Source organism: Variovorax sp. P2_H12 (assembly GCF_056403395.1).
In genome coordinates this window covers 14344-32412 of record NZ_JBFUFO010000032.1, presented here as the reverse complement: position 1 = coordinate 32412, position 18069 = coordinate 14344, and the positions used below count along the sequence as shown (strand labels likewise).

At 57.8% G+C, this 18069-nt stretch carries 13 protein-coding genes; 1 reads left to right on the top strand and 12 read right to left on the bottom strand.

Annotated features, from left to right (window positions below; translation table 11 throughout):
* Positions 1 to 97: 97 nt before the first annotated feature.
* The 8 genes from AC1DYK_RS23885 to AC1DYK_RS23850 form a co-directional block, all read right to left on the bottom strand.
* Positions 98 to 1576 carry an AAA family ATPase gene (locus AC1DYK_RS23885; protein WP_478168544.1) on the bottom strand — a complete coding sequence of 493 codons (1479 nt, stop codon included), beginning with the start codon at positions 1574 to 1576 and terminating at the stop codon, positions 98 to 100.
* Positions 1576 to 2763, bottom strand: a complete 1188-nt coding sequence (locus tag AC1DYK_RS23880) for a DUF262 domain-containing protein (protein WP_478168543.1) — start codon at positions 2761 to 2763, stop codon at positions 1576 to 1578. The genes AC1DYK_RS23885 and AC1DYK_RS23880 overlap by 1 nt, the downstream gene beginning before the upstream one ends.
* Positions 2764 to 4218: 1455 nt before the next feature.
* A complete protein-coding gene (locus tag AC1DYK_RS23875) occupies positions 4219 to 4707 on the bottom strand; it encodes a hypothetical protein (protein ID WP_478168542.1) in 489 nt (162 codons plus the stop codon).
* Between the two features lie 193 nt (positions 4708 to 4900).
* A complete protein-coding gene (locus tag AC1DYK_RS23870; RefSeq protein ID WP_478168541.1) occupies positions 4901 to 5617 on the bottom strand; it encodes a hypothetical protein in 717 nt (238 codons plus the stop codon).
* 20 nt (positions 5618 to 5637) lie between these two features.
* Positions 5638 to 6195, bottom strand: coding sequence for a hypothetical protein (locus AC1DYK_RS23865; protein ID WP_478168540.1), 558 nt, complete (start codon positions 6193 to 6195; stop codon positions 5638 to 5640).
* A 9-nt stretch (positions 6196 to 6204) separates the two neighbouring features.
* Positions 6205 to 7782 carry a hypothetical protein gene (locus AC1DYK_RS23860; protein WP_478168539.1) on the bottom strand — a complete coding sequence of 526 codons (1578 nt, stop codon included), beginning with the start codon at positions 7780 to 7782 and terminating at the stop codon, positions 6205 to 6207.
* Positions 7783 to 7884: 102 nt separating this feature from the next.
* Positions 7885 to 7998, bottom strand: a complete 114-nt coding sequence (locus tag AC1DYK_RS23855; protein ID WP_478168538.1) for an LCI fold-containing protein — start codon at positions 7996 to 7998, stop codon at positions 7885 to 7887.
* A 638-nt stretch (positions 7999 to 8636) separates the two neighbouring features.
* On the bottom strand, positions 8637 to 9179 hold the full coding sequence (locus tag AC1DYK_RS23850; protein WP_478168582.1) for a recombinase family protein: 543 nt from the start codon (positions 9177 to 9179) through the stop codon (positions 8637 to 8639).
* A 332-nt stretch (positions 9180 to 9511) separates the two neighbouring features.
* Here AC1DYK_RS23850 and AC1DYK_RS23845 point away from each other — a divergent pair, with 332 nt between their 5' ends.
* Positions 9512 to 12124, top strand: a complete 2613-nt coding sequence (locus tag AC1DYK_RS23845) for a hypothetical protein (RefSeq protein ID WP_478168537.1) — start codon at positions 9512 to 9514, stop codon at positions 12122 to 12124.
* A 445-nt stretch (positions 12125 to 12569) separates the two neighbouring features.
* On the opposite strand, the gene AC1DYK_RS23840 is transcribed toward AC1DYK_RS23845, so the two are convergent.
* From AC1DYK_RS23840 to AC1DYK_RS23825, 4 genes are all read right to left on the bottom strand, one after another.
* Positions 12570 to 14036: a pre-toxin TG domain-containing protein gene (locus tag AC1DYK_RS23840; protein ID WP_478168536.1), complete on the bottom strand. Its 1467-nt coding sequence runs from the start codon at positions 14034 to 14036 to the stop codon at positions 12570 to 12572.
* Positions 14037 to 14050: 14 nt separating this feature from the next.
* On the bottom strand, positions 14051 to 15196 hold the full coding sequence (locus AC1DYK_RS23835) for a hypothetical protein (protein WP_478168535.1): 1146 nt from the start codon (positions 15194 to 15196) through the stop codon (positions 14051 to 14053).
* A 6-nt stretch (positions 15197 to 15202) separates the two neighbouring features.
* A complete protein-coding gene (locus tag AC1DYK_RS23830; RefSeq protein ID WP_478168534.1) occupies positions 15203 to 16243 on the bottom strand; it encodes a hypothetical protein in 1041 nt (346 codons plus the stop codon).
* Positions 16244 to 17211: 968 nt separating this feature from the next.
* Positions 17212 to 17850 carry a hypothetical protein gene (locus AC1DYK_RS23825; RefSeq protein ID WP_478168533.1) on the bottom strand — a complete coding sequence of 213 codons (639 nt, stop codon included), beginning with the start codon at positions 17848 to 17850 and terminating at the stop codon, positions 17212 to 17214.
* Between the last annotated feature and the right edge of the window lie 219 nt (positions 17851 to 18069).

The following is an 18069-nucleotide window of genomic DNA, read 5'->3' as shown; positions in this document are numbered from 1 at the left end:
TCGGCTGTCGCTGGACCCCAACCTCACGCAGTCGGACAAGAGCGGCGCTAAGGACGGCGTCAAATCAGATGGCATGAAATGCCGAATCGACACGGCCTCAAGCCCTAACAGCGCTGCGACTCCAATCAAGGAACGGCAGTTTGTCAACGAGCTCAACTAGGATTGCAGCAAGGCGCTGCGCTTCGACCGCCGTACTTTCGTCAGATAGCCAAGCACCGACCAGCGCCCGACGAACTCCAGGAACTCGAATGCCTTCAAGGCGAAGCTCTTCGAGCAATGCCGAGCAAAAGTCATGATGATCCGCCGCGTGAACGCTTCGCAATGCTGCGGTCAGACGCTCGACCGCGACCCCCAACAGCGCCGCGAACTGCGACGGATCTGCCGTTACGACTTTACGAGCAGCGGCTATGGGATCAGCGGTTCCAGGGAGATAAAGCACGTGCGTGTTCGTGGAGAAATCCGCTCGCTTGTCACCGTCGAGCAAGGCAACACATTGACCGATCCGGGACTCGGCTGGGAAGGCATCCACAAAGCGGACGACTTCGGTGGCTCCCGCGACGAATTTCTGAATGTCCACCGCGCCCGACACATCCTCCGCGAACCTATTCAGGATCTGGTATGCAACCTCTTCAGCATCGATATCTTCTACTGCCACCAGAAGCCTCTTGACCGGGGCGATCCCGAGCGCCCGCAACGTGCGGCGCCTCGCCCCGGCAAGCGAAACCGGAAGCGATGAAGAACCTTGTGAGGAATCGACTAGGAACAACTCCGAGTCGTCCAATGCTTCCAATGCCTCCGTCGAGTGGGAGCTAAACGCTATCCACAACTCCCGATCCGCAGCAAGCATAGCGATAACGCTTGAAAGCGCCCGGCGCGCCACCGGCGAAAGATGCGAGTCCGGTTCGTCGAATAGCACTACCGAGCCCTTCTGCACACGGTTCAGCGACCAAATAACGTAGAAGGCGCACAGTTCACCAAATCCCATCGAGAGTGTGTCGTAATCTGTTCCTTCGAAACGGACCTTAAAGAAGGGCACGATCTCTGGTTCGACTTGTTCTGCAAGGATGGCCGATGTCGGAGCGGGACCTTCCACTTCGGCAATCTCGATGTGTTCATATGTTCGCCCACAAAGGAAGTTGAAGGGAACTGCTTCAGTCTGAGTAATTCGCTTGAAGCCATACGATGCGAGCAGTTCGGGAAGGTCCTTCTGGACTCTGAAGAACTCCAGCAGTCTATGCGCCTGGGCGGATGCATCGATGAACAGCGCGGCCGGCGCGTTCCGAACTTCTCCTTGTGCTTCCGGTACCCGGAAGCCCTTTCCGTTATATCGACCTGAAAGTGAGGTAACGATCGTGCGCTGCGCTGAAGCTTGACCTAGTGCCAGCAGTTGAGAAAGTGCTCGCAAGAGCGATGTCTTCCCAGCTCCATTCTTGCCGACAAACGCCGCTACTCGAGAACTGACAACCAGACTTTTGATTTCTTCGCCAAAAGGAAATGCGATCTCGCCGACTGCCAGTCGGGAACGGTTGACATCGCGACACTGCTCCCATGCTCGATCTATCGCGGCCTTTCGCATCAGAGACTCACTCCCCAGTTGACTTCGTCAAGGAATGCAAGTACCTCGGGCTCATATTGATCCGGTCTGACACCGCGTAGCGCGCTCAGAAGCCTAGGAATCTCGCGGTAAGCAGGATCGAAGCTACCTCCACGAGTGCCTCCCGAGAACTCATACCATGAGGCCCAGAGAGCGAAATCCCTCAATAGGACCGAAGATACATCCGACACGCGAGCAGTCGCGCGGTCGGAGAATAGAAGGAGCAGAGGGAACGAGCCGGGCTGTGAAGCAACCGCTTCCATGCCGTCATCTAGGTTGTGAAATGCGGCTCTAACTGACTCGAAGTGAACGAAGAATCGCTCAGTGGTGCCAGGGTCTCCCGTGGCGTCCAACCGTGCAAAGAACATCAACCAGGAATAGAAGGCCGCCTTGTTGAGTCTGAGCCCTCTCGTCATTCCGGCATGCGCGGCAGCCTTCAACGCACCGAGCAGCAGCCTCAGTGATCGATCCAGCTTTTCGCAGATTTCTCCATCGAGCGGCTCCGGTCGGCGGTACATCTGACTTACGGCTGCCTCGGTTACCCTCTTCCTCAGCGTCCGCTCTTCAAGAGTGAATGCAAATCTCGCCAGCACGTCGTCGTAGGCCATGCGGGCATTGCTAAATGCCAAAAGTTTCGACGCCTCACCGCTAGATTCAAACATGTCCACCAAGTCGCGAACTTGATTTCTGACGGGGCCAAAAAGAGCGTTTCTCCGTTCCGCTGACGTCAACGTAGTCGGTTGATTTAGCCGAAAGAAGATCTCTGCTGGTTCTTCTGGCGAGAAGTCAGCGATTTCGTACATCCGAAGCGACGTCCTGTCGAACGCTTTCGTAATTTCGGGTGGAAGGCTGGAATATTTGAATCCATGCAACGCTTGGATCGACGGGTTGGTGGGCTCAATCGCACCGTCGACAGCAAATTCGTTCAGTTTGAAGTCTCGGATCGACGCAAGCCGTTGCTGACCGTCAAGAACCTGCAAGCGGTGTCCGTTTGAGATCAGGAGGATAGGCGGAATGACCCATGAACGCAGGATCGAATCGATCAGTCGTTGCTGCTTCTTTACCGGCCACACCTCATTGCGTTGAAAGTCCGGCTGCAGATCAATGTCACCATCTCGAATGCGATTGAAGACTGTCGCTATGTCCGGTTCTGAAGGAAAAAAACGCATCTGTATCTTGCTCCGGTCTGGATAGGTTCATTTATAGCTGCTTCATGGGGATGGCAACAAGCTACGACCATCAGCGCATCCGAGAGGATTCCAAATGGGGGGCTGATTGCTCGTCCAAGGGTGCAGCGTTGCAGACGCATTACACCCTATCAATCTTCCTTGGGAGCCCATGCGTTCCTGACGCTGCGCTTGACCTGCTCCCGATGTTCCTCGTTGGGGGGCCAAGTCGGCGAACCAAAAGCTCAAAACGGGTCGAGTTCAGTCAGTCGGCGGCGGAGTTTGAGCGGCTGCACCCAGTCTGGAAGCGGTCTTTTTTTCTTGACTGCCTGACCGTCCGCTCGTGGCCCGCATCCTGCCATACGTCCCGGCGACACCGGTGACCATCCCATAGACCCCGACCGTGATGACGCATCTGCCGCCGGGCCACAAGCACGCGAGGAACTGGCGCGCCGCAAGCTTCAAGTCGTTGTCCGTCAGCAGATGCGGGACCGAGTTGCCACACGAAATGACGAGTCATATCCCGCACCATGGTCCGCATGAGCCGTGCGCATGTCGCCGACTTTGTCGGCGGCCAAACCGCGAATGTGCGCCTCGCACCGTGCCCGTTCGATTTCCCTTGTCGACAGGTCTAACCCGACGACGGAGTAGCCCCGCCCGGCAAGCGCAAGGGTCGGGCCACGCAAGGCCTTCAGTCGTGCGATAGCGCACATCATCCCTCACAGCCCACTTCGGTCTGCCGCCTTTAATCGGTCGTTTCGACTTGGCGCGCTGCTAGCATGAACCATGGCGAGCGCAAATCCCTTGGTTACTCCCCCGACGAGCGTCACGCGCGTGCCCGTCCGTGGGCATTTCGGCGCGGTGGCCGACGGCACTCTCGCTTTCATGCTCTCGCCTTGGAGGCTGGGCCGCTCCGCAATTTATCCTCGCACCGCGCGTGACCGCGTCGTGGCCCTCCTCGCGCTGGGGTTGGCGGGTGCCTTGGGCCTCTGGGTGATGTCGCCCAGCGGCATCGTGGCGACGGCATTGGCGATTGCGCTCAAGTGGGACCTGCTACGAGGAATCCTCTACGCGGCTGGAATGTACTTCAGCACCGCGTTTCGACTTGCCGTCGGCGTCGTGGTCTTCTTGGTCACCTCGAGTGTCTGCCATCGCGGCATTACTCGAACCAGTCATAGCCGTGAGCATGGGTAGCTTGCGCTGCTCGTCAGTAGCACTGTCTCCACGGTGCTAGCATCACGACCCTACCGGTACGGATTCGGTCGTCAAGCGCTGGTCGACGTGCCGTCGAAGAAGATGACGTTGGAGATCCTTTCGGAAGTCACCGGCGAAACCGGGCAAGCGGCCCAGGAAGGGCGCTCACGGACCGACGCGGAGGTGATCCGCACCAATGGCGCTTAGCGGCAGGCATGCCTGCAGTTGTCTGAGATCCCCAAGCCCATTTGAATGACGCTCCGGTCAAGACAACAAGCCTGCGCCTTGCTTGCTTGGCCGGTCGAACCTGGCGCGCGCCGCCAACCCAAGCAAGGTTTCAACCTGCCCGGATGCGCGCATGACCTGGTACAAGTCGAGGGTCTCTACAGTCTCTACAGTCGTGTTTTCCTTCACATAGGCGGCGAGGTACGTTTTCGAGTTGTTCTCGACGCCGTTGCGGCCGCAGACGATGTAGGCGACGGATTCGGCCTCCAACTCCCGCTGTCTGTGCTCGAGCCTCGGGCGATCCGGAATGTTCAGGTACTTGTCGCTGCCCAGATGCCCCAAGAACAGGTGGCCGAGCTCGTGGTCAACGTGGCGAATTGCACATTGACGTCGTGGTTGCGGTTCACCCTCATGAGATAGCGCGAAGGAATCGCAGGATTGGCCGAACGCAGCAGGAGCCGGATTGACCCTGCGAGGTTGTCGCCGGCAGGCCGGCTTCGAGGTGCAGGCGCACCTGGTGGCAGGCATGGCAGGCCGTAAAATCCGCCAGCATGCCCACGGTCAAGACACCCGCGCGCAACCGGGGATCGTCCACGATCAGGCTGAAACGTCGTCCACGATCAGCCTGAAACAGCGTCCACGATGCCCTGAATACGCAGATTGGTTCGGAAAAAGCGACAGGGCGGCATGTGGAAAGGCATGTGACATTTAGGGTGCAAAATCAGCACCACGGAATGCACACCCTATGCCCACCCACATTACCCAACTGGATGGGGGGCGGTGGATTTGGCAGTGCAACATTTGGCGGTGTTATCCCGATCGGCGGCAAATTCGGTAGACCTATGTTTGGCATGCCTTGCCCTAACATGGGCACCCAAGGGGCGCGAACTGGTCCACCGGGGCCTATTTGCAACGGATTGCGAATCACGGATGCCACGTCACCCCCGATACCCAACATAGAGAAGATCTGCTCCCTGGCTTGTGGGATAAGTGCGCTGGGGCCGCCGAACGGAGTGCCAGCCAGAAGGTTACTGGCATCGATGTGCAAAGCCTTGTCTGGAACAACCTGGCTCAATCCACCACTAAGAAAGAACATAGTGGGCTCAATAATCGCCTGATACGGCGCCACGCCTCGCTGGCAGGCTTGGAAACCTGCATACACGGTTTGGATGCCCTCATCGCGCTTAAGGGAGACATCTTGCGCGAGTTGCACAAGGTCCAGTATCTCCACCTGCCCATTGATAACTTGTGCAAAACGTCTAGGATCAATGCCTTTAAGCCTTGCGGCAGCGGCGAGCTTCAAGAAATAATCAATTGTCTGCTGATATTGCTCTCGTATTGCTTGATCCGCTCGGCCAGCTTCCGCCGCACAGACATTTTGGGCCTTCACCTCCCATATCACCAGTAGCGACAGCAGAAAAATGCAAAGTTTTTTCATCGTCGACCCCGCAAGTTGTTTTAACACTGTCCACGAGCGGCCCGCAGAGGATCTCGAATAGCGCAAGCGACATCCCCTCCGATACCGAAACCTTTTAAGAGTTGCTCTCTTAGTTGAGGAATCAAGGCGTTATCAGGGCCCAAAGGTTTGCCACTTAAAAACTGGCTCGCATCCACGTGTGTCATCGATTTCGGAAGAATTGCAGAAAGACCTCCCGTTGCAACGAAGGTAGCAGCATCAGTGACCTGCTGATACGGCTTGATTTTCTTTTCGCAATCGCTTTCGGCGTCCCCAATTGTTTGATAGCCTTCCACGCGCTTATTGGTCAATTTTTGCACCACGTCGATCAAATCCAAGATCTCAATGCTGCCGTCTGGCATAATGACCGGGTATTTTCTCGGATCCAATCCTTTGTCTTGCATTCCTTTACTCACCCTAATCCATAGGTCGATCTTCGGCACGTATGTATCGTCGATCAATTGCCTCCCGTCCCGGCCAGCACTTACGCAGCTATCCGCGGCGTAGGCGTGCTCACCAAGCACTAAAAGCGCCAGCACCAAGTAAAGAAATTTCTTCATGTTTTCTCCTTAATACATAAACAGCTGACGCTCTGTACGCAATCCCGTTCCAGTTGTGAAGAAAAAATTCAAGGTGGTCCTTAGCCCACTGGTGTTCGCGCTCTGCGCACCGAAGAGGAAGGTGACTGTCAACACCCGCGCGCTCCACCCCTTGGTCTGCGCTTCGGCGAGGGAACTCAGTTTTTCCCCAGAAACCATCTCTAGGAATTTGATTTCCGTCAGGTCCGGTCCAACTCTTTTCCGCATGGCTTCGTATGAATCTGCCAACGCCTGTAATTCACCAAAGACAGGGACTACCGTTTGACCGAATCGGTCCTTCACGTCGACGCCGGCGACGTCACCCCAGCGTGCGAATGCGAGGTATCGAACTTCCTGAGTGCATGTGAATAGCGCCTGCAGGTCTTGAAATTGCCCGTTCGAATCGCACCGTAGCCGCTTTCCGTCTTGCACGAGGATTCCGACAGGATCTGTTTTTGGCCAACTTGCCAGAAGGACAGGCAACTGGGAGACGGGGACACAAGATGCTTCATCCTTACGACACGCTTTTGCAGTAACAATGAGTCGACGCATCAACTTGTCGCTGTCTGAGAAGGCTTTACGCAGTGCGACTTCTTGACTGGCCGATAGTGAGATACGCCCGGCGGAAAACTCCTGCAAAAGAGATCGAGCACGTTCTTTGATGATCTCGGAGTCCCTGTACAACAGATAGTAGTCCCCAATAGATATGTCTTGGATTCCAATGTCAAGGGCCGCGCCATTCCATCCGTAGCGTTTCATGCTTGTGGTCGTAAACTTGGTGGCCTGTGCATTGTCGAAATTAATCTTTGATGCGTAGGAGCGAAGAATGTCGCTGACCTGCTGAAGGTCGCCCAAGTCCGTGAACAGCGGCGCCAGATCAGCCACGCCGCTTCCGCCGACAGTAACTACTTCAAGGTTGATGTGCGAAGATTGCGATGCTTCCTCTACAAAACTCCGATAGCTTGCACTTGCACTCGCACTCCACGCCGTGAGGGTGGCCGACGCATTAAGTTTCGCGGCCAGCGAGGACCTTTGTTCCGTTGAAAGGTTCTTGAGCGTGAAAACCGCAGCGACTGTTACGATCCGGTACTCCTCAATCACCAGTTCCGTGCCGCACCTTGTCGAAAACTCCGAGTGGCGGCCCGCGTCTAGCAGATCCTGCGCAAATTGTTTCGGCGTTTCCCCGAACACCTCCTTCCGCCCGAGATCTGATTGAAATAGGACGATCCAGGTTAATGAGTCAGACGTAAAAGCATACCGCTCGTCAATCGTGGTGGAAGCATTTCCGCTGAAGAATGTGTAGGAGCCAGAGGCTGAGGCGGACACGTTCAGCTCTCGTAAGAACTGCCGTCGGTCTTGCACTATGGTCGCGCGAAACGATGAGGCGGCGTTCGATCCAGAAACGCGGCGTTCCTGATAGTCGAAGCAATATGGAAATGGCTCGGTCGGATTGGTTGGATCAACGCCTGCGGCAAAGCGCAGGGGGGTCGGAAATCCGTAGTCAGCGGCGAACGCTAGTCTGTAAAGGGCGAGTAGACACGCGGCGCAAAGCAGATGTCGAATTTTCACGACCCCTCCATTTACATGTTGTCATTCCAACTCACGGGCACTGCACCGTGCGGTAATGCTTGGACATGTGCACCGAACGTGTTGCACCGTACTGTGATCCCACTATCTATAAGCCGTCCCGCCATCCCGCTGAAATTTGTTAGTAAATGTGCCAGTGGAGGATTGGACCTGATCGAGCTTATAAATCCTTGCGGATCCTCGTCCGGCATGCTCCAACTTGGCCGCAGCAGCACCTCATAGGCGAAGCCTTTTCGAACTGAGGCCTCAACTCATTTGCATTGCGGGAAGCCATCACTATCGCATGAGCCCCCTTTATCGCAACACTTCCATGCAGTGGAGCAATTAACGCGCGTCCCAGTCTTGCAACCGATCGTTGTCGTATAAGGCGGCTTCTGCGCTTGGATCAAGATCAGTCCAGTCGACGAAACTACGGGTGCGGCGCAATGGTTGGGGGCTAAGCAGGCTTTCGCTTGTTTATCTACCAGTGGATCTACCTGCAGTTGTGCCACGGAACTACCGCAGCAAAACGCCGCCACAAGGGCAGAAAAAATCGCTGAGCGATATGTCATATGCACCTCCATGCCAAGCAGGCAAAGATGACGCTCTCCCTGTGCTGATCCTACTCACTTTCAAAACACGAGATCGCGTCAACTAGGCCGAAAGATCTACTCAAATTTGATGAGAAAGGCTGAACGCCATTTTTATAGTCGCGGCCGCATACGACTTGTGGGCATTGCGCCAACGCGGGCCGGGGTCCAAGGCGTGATGAATAGAGAGACCGTTTGCACGGTCACTTCGACAGCCGTCTGTAGGCGCTGTAGTGCCTGATTGCTCGCTGCTGGTGGCCCAGTTCGTCATGCCTTCAGATACCCGTACACACTGGCACGGGAGATGCCGAGCGTCTCCGCGATGTCCACCTTGGGTACGCCCCGGGCAGCCATCTCCCGAAGCGTTCTGGCGGCGTCAGCGTCGAGTACTGGCTTACGCCCCTTGTAGACCCCTTGGGCCTTCGCGATTGCGATCCCTTCACGCTGGCGTTCCTTGATCAGAGACCGCTCGAACTGTCCGATGGCGCCAAGCAACTGAAGCATCAGCATCGACATCGGATCGCTGTCGTCCTTGGCGAAAGTAAGACGTTCCTTCATGAACGTCACCGACACCCCCTTGGCCGTCAGCGCCTCCACCACATCCTGCAAGTCCCTCAAGGATCGTGAAAGGCGGTCCATGCTGTGCACTAACAGGTGGTCGCCTTCGCGTACGTAGTCGAGCATCGCCTGAAGCTGAGGTCGATGGGTGTCCCTGCCGCTCGCCTTGTCCGTGAAGATCTTGTCCAACTCGACGCCATCCAGTTGCCGGGCATCGTTCTGGCCCGCACTCGAAACCCGGACGTAGCCGATGCGTTTTCCGGTGTACTCCAGCTGGACTCGCGCCTACGGTGCTTGACAGAACGGCCCATAAAAGAGCGCGCATCCCGTTCGTCTACCGGAATACGATGCCGATGTCTCCGAGCTGCCGGCGTTCCGGGCCTCCAATGTCGGGTCATCCCATTCCAGACTTTGCCCGTGCTCCATACCGGCCATGACTGCTGACATTTCGGCCTTGGCACGTCAGCGACTGGTTGATTGGCGCAAGGAGTAAGTGGACCGTGGCACCTGACATAAACTGAGCGATAAGGATGGCCGCAGAGCGGGGGTCAATCCAGCCGGTGCAACACACAAAGAGGGAAACCATGGACGAGACAAAATTCGACGTTGCCGCGGCCATCGCACGCACGTTGGAGATGAGCCTTGACGAATTTGCGCCGGGCGCCCGTGCCATCGAGTTGGAGGGCGAGCTATGGATCTTCGTCAGCGACCCTTCCATCTCAACACCTGAACAGCTGAAGGGAGCGACGAGCATCACCCAGGCACCCCTGAAGGACAGTGTCGTTGCTATCCACTACGTACTCGTCGACTGGATTCCGACCGACGAGGAGCGGGTCGCACTGGGACTTGGCCGCACGGCTGAAACCGTGAGAATGGCGCTGCGCAAGCTTCTCGACCTTCCCTCGACGTTTGACGCCTCACAGGAGGCGCTGATCACTGAGGCGTTGGAACCCATCAGCGCGCTGGGGATTGCACCGGTGCGAATGACGTTGGTAGATCAGCAGGGCGAGCGGAAGCTTGACGCCGCGGATCAATTAGCGCAGCACGTTTGCTTGGGTTCTGGTCTGGCCTTCATCGAAGCCGAGGCCGGGAAGGGCAAGACTGTCTTGCTGGCATCCGCAGCCCAAAGGCTGCGAATGGACAAGCGAGGAAAGCTGCCGGTTTTCATTCCGCTGAGGAAGCTGCCTCTCACGGCTGGTATTGCGTGGGACAGCATCACCCAGCTGATCGGCATCGTCGGCGAGGGCGCGGACCGATTGGTTCGGGCCGTCAAGTCTGGACTGGTCGCTGTATTCCTGGACGGAATTGACGAGGTCGCCGGGCGGTACGACAAGAGCCTCATTCGGGACCTGCTCGAGTTGATCACCCAACGCTTGGGCTCGCCGGACTCGGTCGTCATCCTTTCTGGCCGACGCACCGAGGCTCGTCATCTCGACAGCAGAGACTGGACAATCCTCAGCGTCGATTTGCCCGAGGCCAGCAGTGCCGACTTCAAGGCTTATGTGGGCGCCGTGTTCGACCGCCTCGTCTCGCAGAGCAGAGCTACCGGTGCAATCGAGCTGCCGGAGGAGTACGAGGAGCTGATCGGCACCAGACCGGCTGACGAGCAGGTCGTCCGCGAGAGGGATGACATCGTAGATTGGATCCTCGAAGTTTTCCCTGAGGTGGCGAAGGAGCCATCGTTGTTCTTCATCCAGGGCCTGGCGGCGATCGCCATCGGTCGTCGATCCGGCAACCGCGCGTCATTGCATCAAGACGACAGGATTTTTGTTCCCCGAGTCTGGGACGTCTGCCTCAGCGCGGCTGTATTCGCCTGCATTCGAGAAGCATCAAAGGTGGACCCCATCGCCGCTCACGAGTATTCGGTTAAGAACCAGATGCGGGCGCTGCAGGGGTTGGCTGTGCTCTCCTCTGCGCCACTCGGGGCCATGGCACCGACGCCAAACGAGCTCGTGCCGGGCGCATTCGATGTTGACCCCGTCAACTCACCGGAGGTTCTTGTCGCTATCACGCGGCAGAACGCGAAACACGCTCTTCTCTACGCCACGGAGGCAGTTGGAGGCTATCGCCCACAGTTCCTAAGCGATTGGATACGCTGCGCCCTTCTGGCCCAGATCTTTAGCGCCAGCACTTCGCTAGGTCACCTGGATCCTGACGAGGCCTTGGAGTTGGCCGCCTCGGCTCAACAAGCGAAGTACGCTTTTGAGTCCCTCCTGCCGTCCGCCCTCAACGAGGACGTCGTGAATGACCGATGGCGGCGGGCATTCGAACGTGCGATCGCAGCCGGCCGTGAGTCGGCGAGCGCCAATCTATGGTTTCTGCGGGCAGCAGTAGGCGATGAGAGCTTGTCTGCCCCGGTGCACCCTCCGCTGCCCTTGGCGGAGATTACAGATGTCGAGTTCACGGGCTTCGCTATCAACAGTGAGCTCAGCGGCAGCGACTTCTTCCTCGACGGCAACCGGTTCGTCAATTCGTCCGTTTCCAACGTGCGACTCCAAGACGTCTCCCTGCGTGATGTCTCGTTCGAAAACTGCGCCATTGCGAACGTCGAGTTGGTCGATTGCGAAGGTCCAATTTCCTTTGAAGGCTGTGACCTGACCGAGGTGAGGATCAAGAACACTAGGTCTAATAAGAAACCGGCGCTGAAGTTCGCTGACTGCACATTCAGTGGCGACAAGAACTTACTCCTCCAGGACGTGGCGGCCTACGGCGAGACCACTTATGGGCCGCCGGTCGTGTTCGAAGACTGCATTTCGGACGTTGCCGTAACCCAGTTAATTCATGGCGAATGGTCTGCCAAGGAAGACGCCGCGAGCGGCATGAGCACGAGGAGTGTGCAAGCAATGAGCGATGCGGAAGCCTGCTTGCGACGCGCGCTTCGTGCCTTCTTCCCGTCGCATATCGGTGACGGCAGAACTCTGCAGGCGCGTCGCTATACGAGGCTGTCAGCACTTGGTCGGGGAAGCATGCCTGCCGGCGCCCCCGGTCAGGAAGAGCTACAGAAGCTCTTTGAAAGTGTCGGCTTCACGACGGGTGGCAGGTCTGATCACCTGTACGCCCCATGGTCCAGCGTAGTCGGAGCTAGTCAAGCTGGCATGGAACTCAGGACTGAACTACTCGATTTCCTTCGCGATGGGACCCAGCGCGGCCCGTCCGTCCAACAAATGATTGCTCGGCTTGAGGGTCACTTCTCATGAAGTCGTCGGTGTCCTTGGCGCTGCGCTGTTTGAGAGATTGTCATCGCCCATTTAGATCGGCGCAATGGTCGCTCTGTATCGGTTAGCGTGAGTTGACTGCTCTGGTAAAGCGGCAGCAACCTCTGCGGACCAGCCGTACGAAGGCGCCGTCCGACGGCGTTGGGCCCATCTCACTCCGCCAGCAACGACCGCTGTCGGGCGCCTCCGAAGCGGTTTCTGACCTTCCCCGGCCTCGCTGAACTTACACTGTGTGGCGGATTCCGGTCAATCAGGAGCCGAAGAGATCTCGCCATCGATGAACGCGGCAAAGGCCGATAGTCTAAGAATTGACCTCCCTTCCTGCGGAGCTCCAGCGCTGGCTACGACCCGCGGCGGAAGATGCGCAAGAGCAAATGTACTGTCGTCAAGACGGGCGCCCACCGTGCGCTTACTGTTGGACTCGAGATCATGGGGGTCCACCGCCTGGCAGAAACAGCTTGATAGGATCGCCGTTGATGGCTTTCAGAGGCACGTCATCCAAGGGAATCCACCGAGTGCGGGGAAATGAATAGCTCAACTTGTCTGTGACGACGGTCACTGCCTTGCCTTCCCGCACGTTGATGATGAATCGAAGGTAGTTCTGGTCCGTACGGACGAAAAATGCGACGGTGTTCGGCTCTGACAGATCCCAGTAAGCTTTTCCTCGCGTGATGGCTTCGTAGGCCACGTCCCTAATCGCATGCTCGCCGTCTGCAACACCTAGTACTTTCTTGGCGCGCCACCAGCGTTCGTACATGTGCGGAGTAACGTCGAGCGTCCGATCAAGCAATTTGCGCAAGCCGTTCGCCTCGTCAATCATCGGCGCGATCGCGGAAATCGACTGCCGAACGGTGCTGCCAACCCCAGCGGTAACAAGAGATACGCCCAAAGACACTCCGCGCAGCCACATGTCGCCCTCCGACAACTCCTTCCCGCTGAACAGGTCTCGGCCGGTGATCAACTCCGTGGCGTCACGCGCCATGGAAGTTAGAGGGTTGAAGGCGATGAGAAGATCCGCCGTTTGGGTCAACACTGCGGCTGCCGCTCGCGCGATCTCCGCCGCAGCGGTCGCCTCAGGAAGGATTCCGTTGCGCAGGCTGCTTTGCGCAAAAGCAACTGCATGAAGTCCTGTAGCGCGGATCTCAGCGTGCGCGACCGATGGGGCTCTTGTTGTACTTAGCGCGACATATGACGAGACCAGCGACTGGCGCAATCCGTCAGATGCATTGGGGAACTCCGGCATCGGCAAGGGTGTTCCAAGGGCCAATGGCGCAGGAACTTCGAATGCCTTCCCTTTGGAAACATCACGCAATCCGCGCAGCCCGATCTCTGCGCCGGCCACTGACTTCTCCAGCGTGGTCTGGTATTTTTGGATAGTAATTCGACCGTCTGTGATCGCAGCCTGCAGAGCGCCGGATCGCTCTTTTAGTTCTTCCCGCAGCGACGGTGGAATTGCGATATAGGCACCAATGCCAACGAGGGCAGCGCCCCCAAATGCCCCAACCGCGCTTGAGCCGCCAGAGGTGGCACCTCCCTCTCGCGACTGCCCTTGACCCGCGCCCGCCCCTGGCCCGTTGGGGGTGCCTTGCGCAGGGGTCCCCGGTTGTTGTAAACCTCCCCCGCCCGGGGGCGCCACCGTAATCACGTTTTCGACCTGAAATCTTGCTGATTCGGTCGCCGAGCCCTTGGAAATCTGCCCCACGAAGGTGGCCTTGATCAAGTCGCCTTCAGGCGAATAGAAGGTGATGACTTGACCTTTCTTATAGGTTGCGATCTTTTCGATGTCATCGCTGCCGATGTCATGGGGAACCAAAGGCAGCTCCTGGGCACTGCTGCTCAACGTGAATGAAGTAACTGCGACAGCAAGCAGAAGCACGCGAATTGCGGGAGCCATGGGCGCGTACCTTGTTATGGCTGCAACGCAGCGACTTGCATACGGGTTTGCTTCGCGATGGCGTTCCATTTCCTGAGCACACCGCCCAAGGTTTTTTGGGTGCTGTCAGCGCCGATTCGCAGGCACACGGTGCTCTTGTAAACCTCAAAACCATCCAGAAATGACTGCCGCGCGAGCTTGGTAATGCGTGGTGCTTGCTGCCTCGCTTCCAGAAGGAGCGTGGTGCCCGACCTTACGTGCTTCATCGCCTGATCTATGCAGCTGATGTGAACCCATTCGTCCGTCGTGAACATGGGCTGTTCAAAGGCCTGCGCCACGGTGAGCTTGGCCGCAACGTCGCTAAAAGAAGTCAAGATTGAGCGATACCGCTCCTTGAGTTCGACAAGGCTCGCTTTCTGGGCGTTTTTGGCCTCGATGATCTTGTCAAGATCGACCCCTGCAGCATCGGAGAAATTCTTGATCAATGGCCCTTTTTGACGGCGCCACAGTTCGATCGATTCGATGGTTCTGACGTAGCGGTCGGCGGCATAGACCGCCCTTCCCAACCAAGCGACGCAGTCGTCAAGCTGCGCCATGTTTTGCACCGAGGCCGTTGTCGAGCAGGCGGACTTGAAGGTACCGAGGAAGAATTCGTTCTCAGCAAAAGCTCCCGTGGCGGTGGCTGTCAGGTAGCGAAATTCGATCCAGTCAACCTCGAGCTGAAGCTGTTGAATCTGAACGACTTTGGTGTAGTTCTCCTGGATCTGTTTGTAAATCTTCATCATCTCGGCCTGGTGCTGAGCGGCCATGCTTGACTCAGCGATAGACGCGACGAGCAGTACAGCAGCCAGAACCGGCGCAGCCGGGCCGCCGAGTAGCGCATAGCCCGCGAGTGCGGCCCGGCTTCCAGCGTATGCGCGCTGTTTGTCGTTCTCAGCTTTGCTGAAGTCATACACGGCCGAGCCAAGATCGATCGTCGCGAGGACCGTGGTGCCGCTTCCCGCGGGAAGGGCCGTGGTCACAACCTGCTTATTGACGTAGCTCGCAACCTGGTCTTTGGCATAAGACTCTGCACCCTTCAAGGCTACATCGCGAAGAGCGGAGTCCTCGTAAGGGCCTGCAGCCGCAAAGCTGCTCGCAATCGCAGCGGCCATGACCACTGCGCGCATGAGCGATCGCATGGCGCTTTACGGAACTCGAACCATGAAGCAGTTACCGCCAAACGACAAGCAAACCTTCTTCGGGGGCGTCTGGGTGATCGCACCAGTTGCGATTGGGACAACGGCAGCAGCGGCACCGAAACTCGCTGACGCGGAAATTGGGCCGAAATTTGCCGAAGCTGAGGAGCCTGAGGAAGCGCCGCCGGCAACAGGAGTTGATGGCGCATTCGGTTTCAGTCCACCCTCATACTGGGTTGCAAGTGCAGCTCGGTCGGACTTGGCTATTACCGCAAGCGAGTCGAGTTGAGTAGTCAGCTGACCTCTGTACTCTTTGCGTGACTGTTCAAGCTCCAGGGCAAGACTGTTGAGGCGAGTGCGAGATTGCTGTGTATACGACAGAACCTGCTCAAGGCCTGAGGTGTTGAGCTTCTGAATTGACTCTTCCAAGTAGGCGTCCTCGGTTAGATGGGCAGTCTTAAGGACGTCGAGCTTGGTCTTGAGCGTCGTGATCGACTCGTCCTGCTTCGCCTTCACGCTGTTCAAGGTCGTAACGTCGGCGGCCTTCCCAAAGGAGCGCTCCATGTCCGTCTTTCGTGCGAAATCGGTGTCAAGTGCCCTGACCACTTTCATCAAGTCGTCGTTGTCACTGCGAAAGTAGTCTCTGACTTTCTCGATCAAGAACATCGAAGCCTGCCGCTTAGTGATCTCTGCTTGCGTGGCCTTCGTTACCTCGTCCTGAAGCTTGGTGATGTCCGCAACGGCCGTGGCGCTGCTCTCGAAAGATCGCGTTACATCACGGAGAAGCACGACATCCTTCGTTATAGCGGTGATTTGCAACTGACGCTGCGCCTCCGCGGCCGCGGCCGCCGCTGCGGAGGCTTGGGCATCCTTTTCGGCGCGTTCACGGTCCCTCTGACGACCGTGTTCACCCAAGGTGACCACGTCGTGCCCGGCGTCTGCAAGCCCGTTCCATGCGTCGCCAATCCAACCCGCCCAAGTCGGGCAAGACACGGCAGCAAGAAGACTGGCGCAGGTCACCTGAGAGACCCATCTCGAGGTCAATGTCATAGCACCCCCAAAAAGCCGTCGATCAGCACTTGACTAACATCATTTCGCCCGGCTCAGCGCGAAGTTGCAGTTGGACGGACTGAGTATGAGTCTCGCCGAACCGCGAAGCAAGGGTATTTGAGGAAGTTGGCGATCGCAGAGGTGACTTGGCCGATGAGATCGCGGCACAGTATCGCCAATGCCGCTCGCCAAGGAAATCTCCGAAAGCCGGCTTCGAGCCCGGAGCGCGGGCTCGCGACATGTGGACGCAGCCATTCACGCGCAATTTCGCTCAGGTCGTCCGTTGCCAGCCATGAATTTCGACGATGTGGCGAAGGTCAAGTCCGAAAGTAGACCGGCCGGACGCGAAGAAGGATGCCAAGGTCTGGTTTCGTCTGCACGCCGACATTCGACAGGGCGAACCCTCGCCCACGAGCATCTCGAATTCGCGCCAACTCATTCCGTCTAGGACGTCTGGGCCCGCGGAACGCGTCGCGCGTTCGATCAACGATCGACGCGTGCGGCGCCGCCAGGCGGAAATCGCAGCACCCGCGAGGCAGAGGAGCGGCACGATGTACTGCCCGGCAGAAGCAAGTCCGCGCCCCACGGCTCCGAACATCGCACCGCCCACGTCACCAGGCTTGAGTGCGACCAATGGCGCTACCGCCATGCGATGGAGCACAAGGTAGCCGACAATGGCCAAGACAACGCCTGCGTACCAAGGGAGCAGCGCAACTATGTCGATAAGGTCTTCGGCAGGGCTGGATTTTGTGGCGGGCCATCGGCGATTCTTGTAGTTCAGGCAATTCTGCCCGCAGGACACTTCTCTCCACATCGAACTGCACAGCCGGCTGTGGGTTGCGTGCCACGGTGCTGGCGGTAGTGATTCTCCAGACTCGAATCCCGGTTCTCGGGCTCGGCGTGCAACGCTGAAAGCGCCCCATTACTGTCATCTTCGGTCAGGCCGTGGGGTGCACCGGTTTGTCAGTTCAATCGACGTCCTTCCTCGGAATCCACACCACACGGGCCTTCTCTGCTGAAGCGTCCTCGTCAGCAGTGATGCCGAAGGCTTCGCGCTCGCCCTTACGGATCTTTTCGTCGACCTCGGTGAGCTTCTTGAGCGATTCGACTCGGCTGGGCAAGCTGATCACGCGCTGTAGCAGGTCATTGCGCTTGTCGATGCCATTCTGGGCCGGCTCGCGCGTCATCTCGACAAGCCGGGCGAGAGTGTCGATTGCTTCGGTCTGCGCCTCGATCTCATCGAGCATGGCGTCGCGCAAGCGCGAAAGCTTGGTCAAGCCCCTGCGGTGTCCGAGCACCACGTCAGCGGCCACGCGTGCTGCAACTTTGATTTGCTGCTCTGTGGGGGTTGCATTGGGGGTTGCATTGGGGTTTGCATTCGGAGTTGCATTGCCGGGGACATCGGCCGCCGCGGCCTGTACGAGTATGTTGGCAGCGCGGGAACGAACCTCATCGGCCTTGTCTTGGATCCACCCGTACCTCTCAGCCCGGCGACCGATGGAGGACGGCTGCACGCCGTGCTCGGTGGCCAGCTGTTTGTTGGATTTCTGGCCAAGGCGGTACTCGCGCTCGATAGCGTCCCAGTCAATATCAGATCGACGGGCCATTACGGGAGCTCTGCGACGAGGCGCCGGTCAGCGTGAGCGGCGCATAGGGCGAGGACTGCGTTTGCCTTGTCGGAGACGACGCTGAGGAAGGTGTTAGGCTTCATAGGATGGGATGGTCCATGAATTTCCCGCTACCTCAAAACCCTACATGGGAAACTGCACAGTCGCACGTTGCGCGGGGACGCTGCTGTTGAGCCCTGCCGGTGCTCGGTGGTTGGG

What these genes read in the sequence shown, in the direction of transcription:
- AC1DYK_RS23885 (WP_478168544.1), bottom strand. Translation starts at nt 1,576, where the DNA reads ATGCGAAAGGCCGCGATAGATCGAGCATGGGAGCAGTGTCGCGATGTC.
- AC1DYK_RS23880 (WP_478168543.1), bottom strand. Translation starts at nt 2,763, where the DNA reads ATGCGTTTTTTTCCTTCAGAACCGGACATAGCGACAGTCTTCAATCGC.
- AC1DYK_RS23875 (WP_478168542.1), bottom strand. Translation starts at nt 4,707, where the DNA reads ATGCCTGCCACCAGGTGCGCCTGCACCTCGAAGCCGGCCTGCCGGCGA.
- AC1DYK_RS23870 (WP_478168541.1), bottom strand. Translation starts at nt 5,617, where the DNA reads ATGAAAAAACTTTGCATTTTTCTGCTGTCGCTACTGGTGATATGGGAG.
- AC1DYK_RS23865 (WP_478168540.1), bottom strand. Translation starts at nt 6,195, where the DNA reads ATGAAGAAATTTCTTTACTTGGTGCTGGCGCTTTTAGTGCTTGGTGAG.
- AC1DYK_RS23845 (WP_478168537.1), top strand. Translation starts at nt 9,512, where the DNA reads ATGGACGAGACAAAATTCGACGTTGCCGCGGCCATCGCACGCACGTTG.
- AC1DYK_RS23840 (WP_478168536.1), bottom strand. Translation starts at nt 14,036, where the DNA reads ATGGCTCCCGCAATTCGCGTGCTTCTGCTTGCTGTCGCAGTTACTTCA.
- AC1DYK_RS23835 (WP_478168535.1), bottom strand. Translation starts at nt 15,196, where the DNA reads ATGCGATCGCTCATGCGCGCAGTGGTCATGGCCGCTGCGATTGCGAGC.
- AC1DYK_RS23830 (WP_478168534.1), bottom strand. Translation starts at nt 16,243, where the DNA reads ATGACATTGACCTCGAGATGGGTCTCTCAGGTGACCTGCGCCAGTCTT.
- AC1DYK_RS23825 (WP_478168533.1), bottom strand. Translation starts at nt 17,850, where the DNA reads ATGGCCCGTCGATCTGATATTGACTGGGACGCTATCGAGCGCGAGTAC.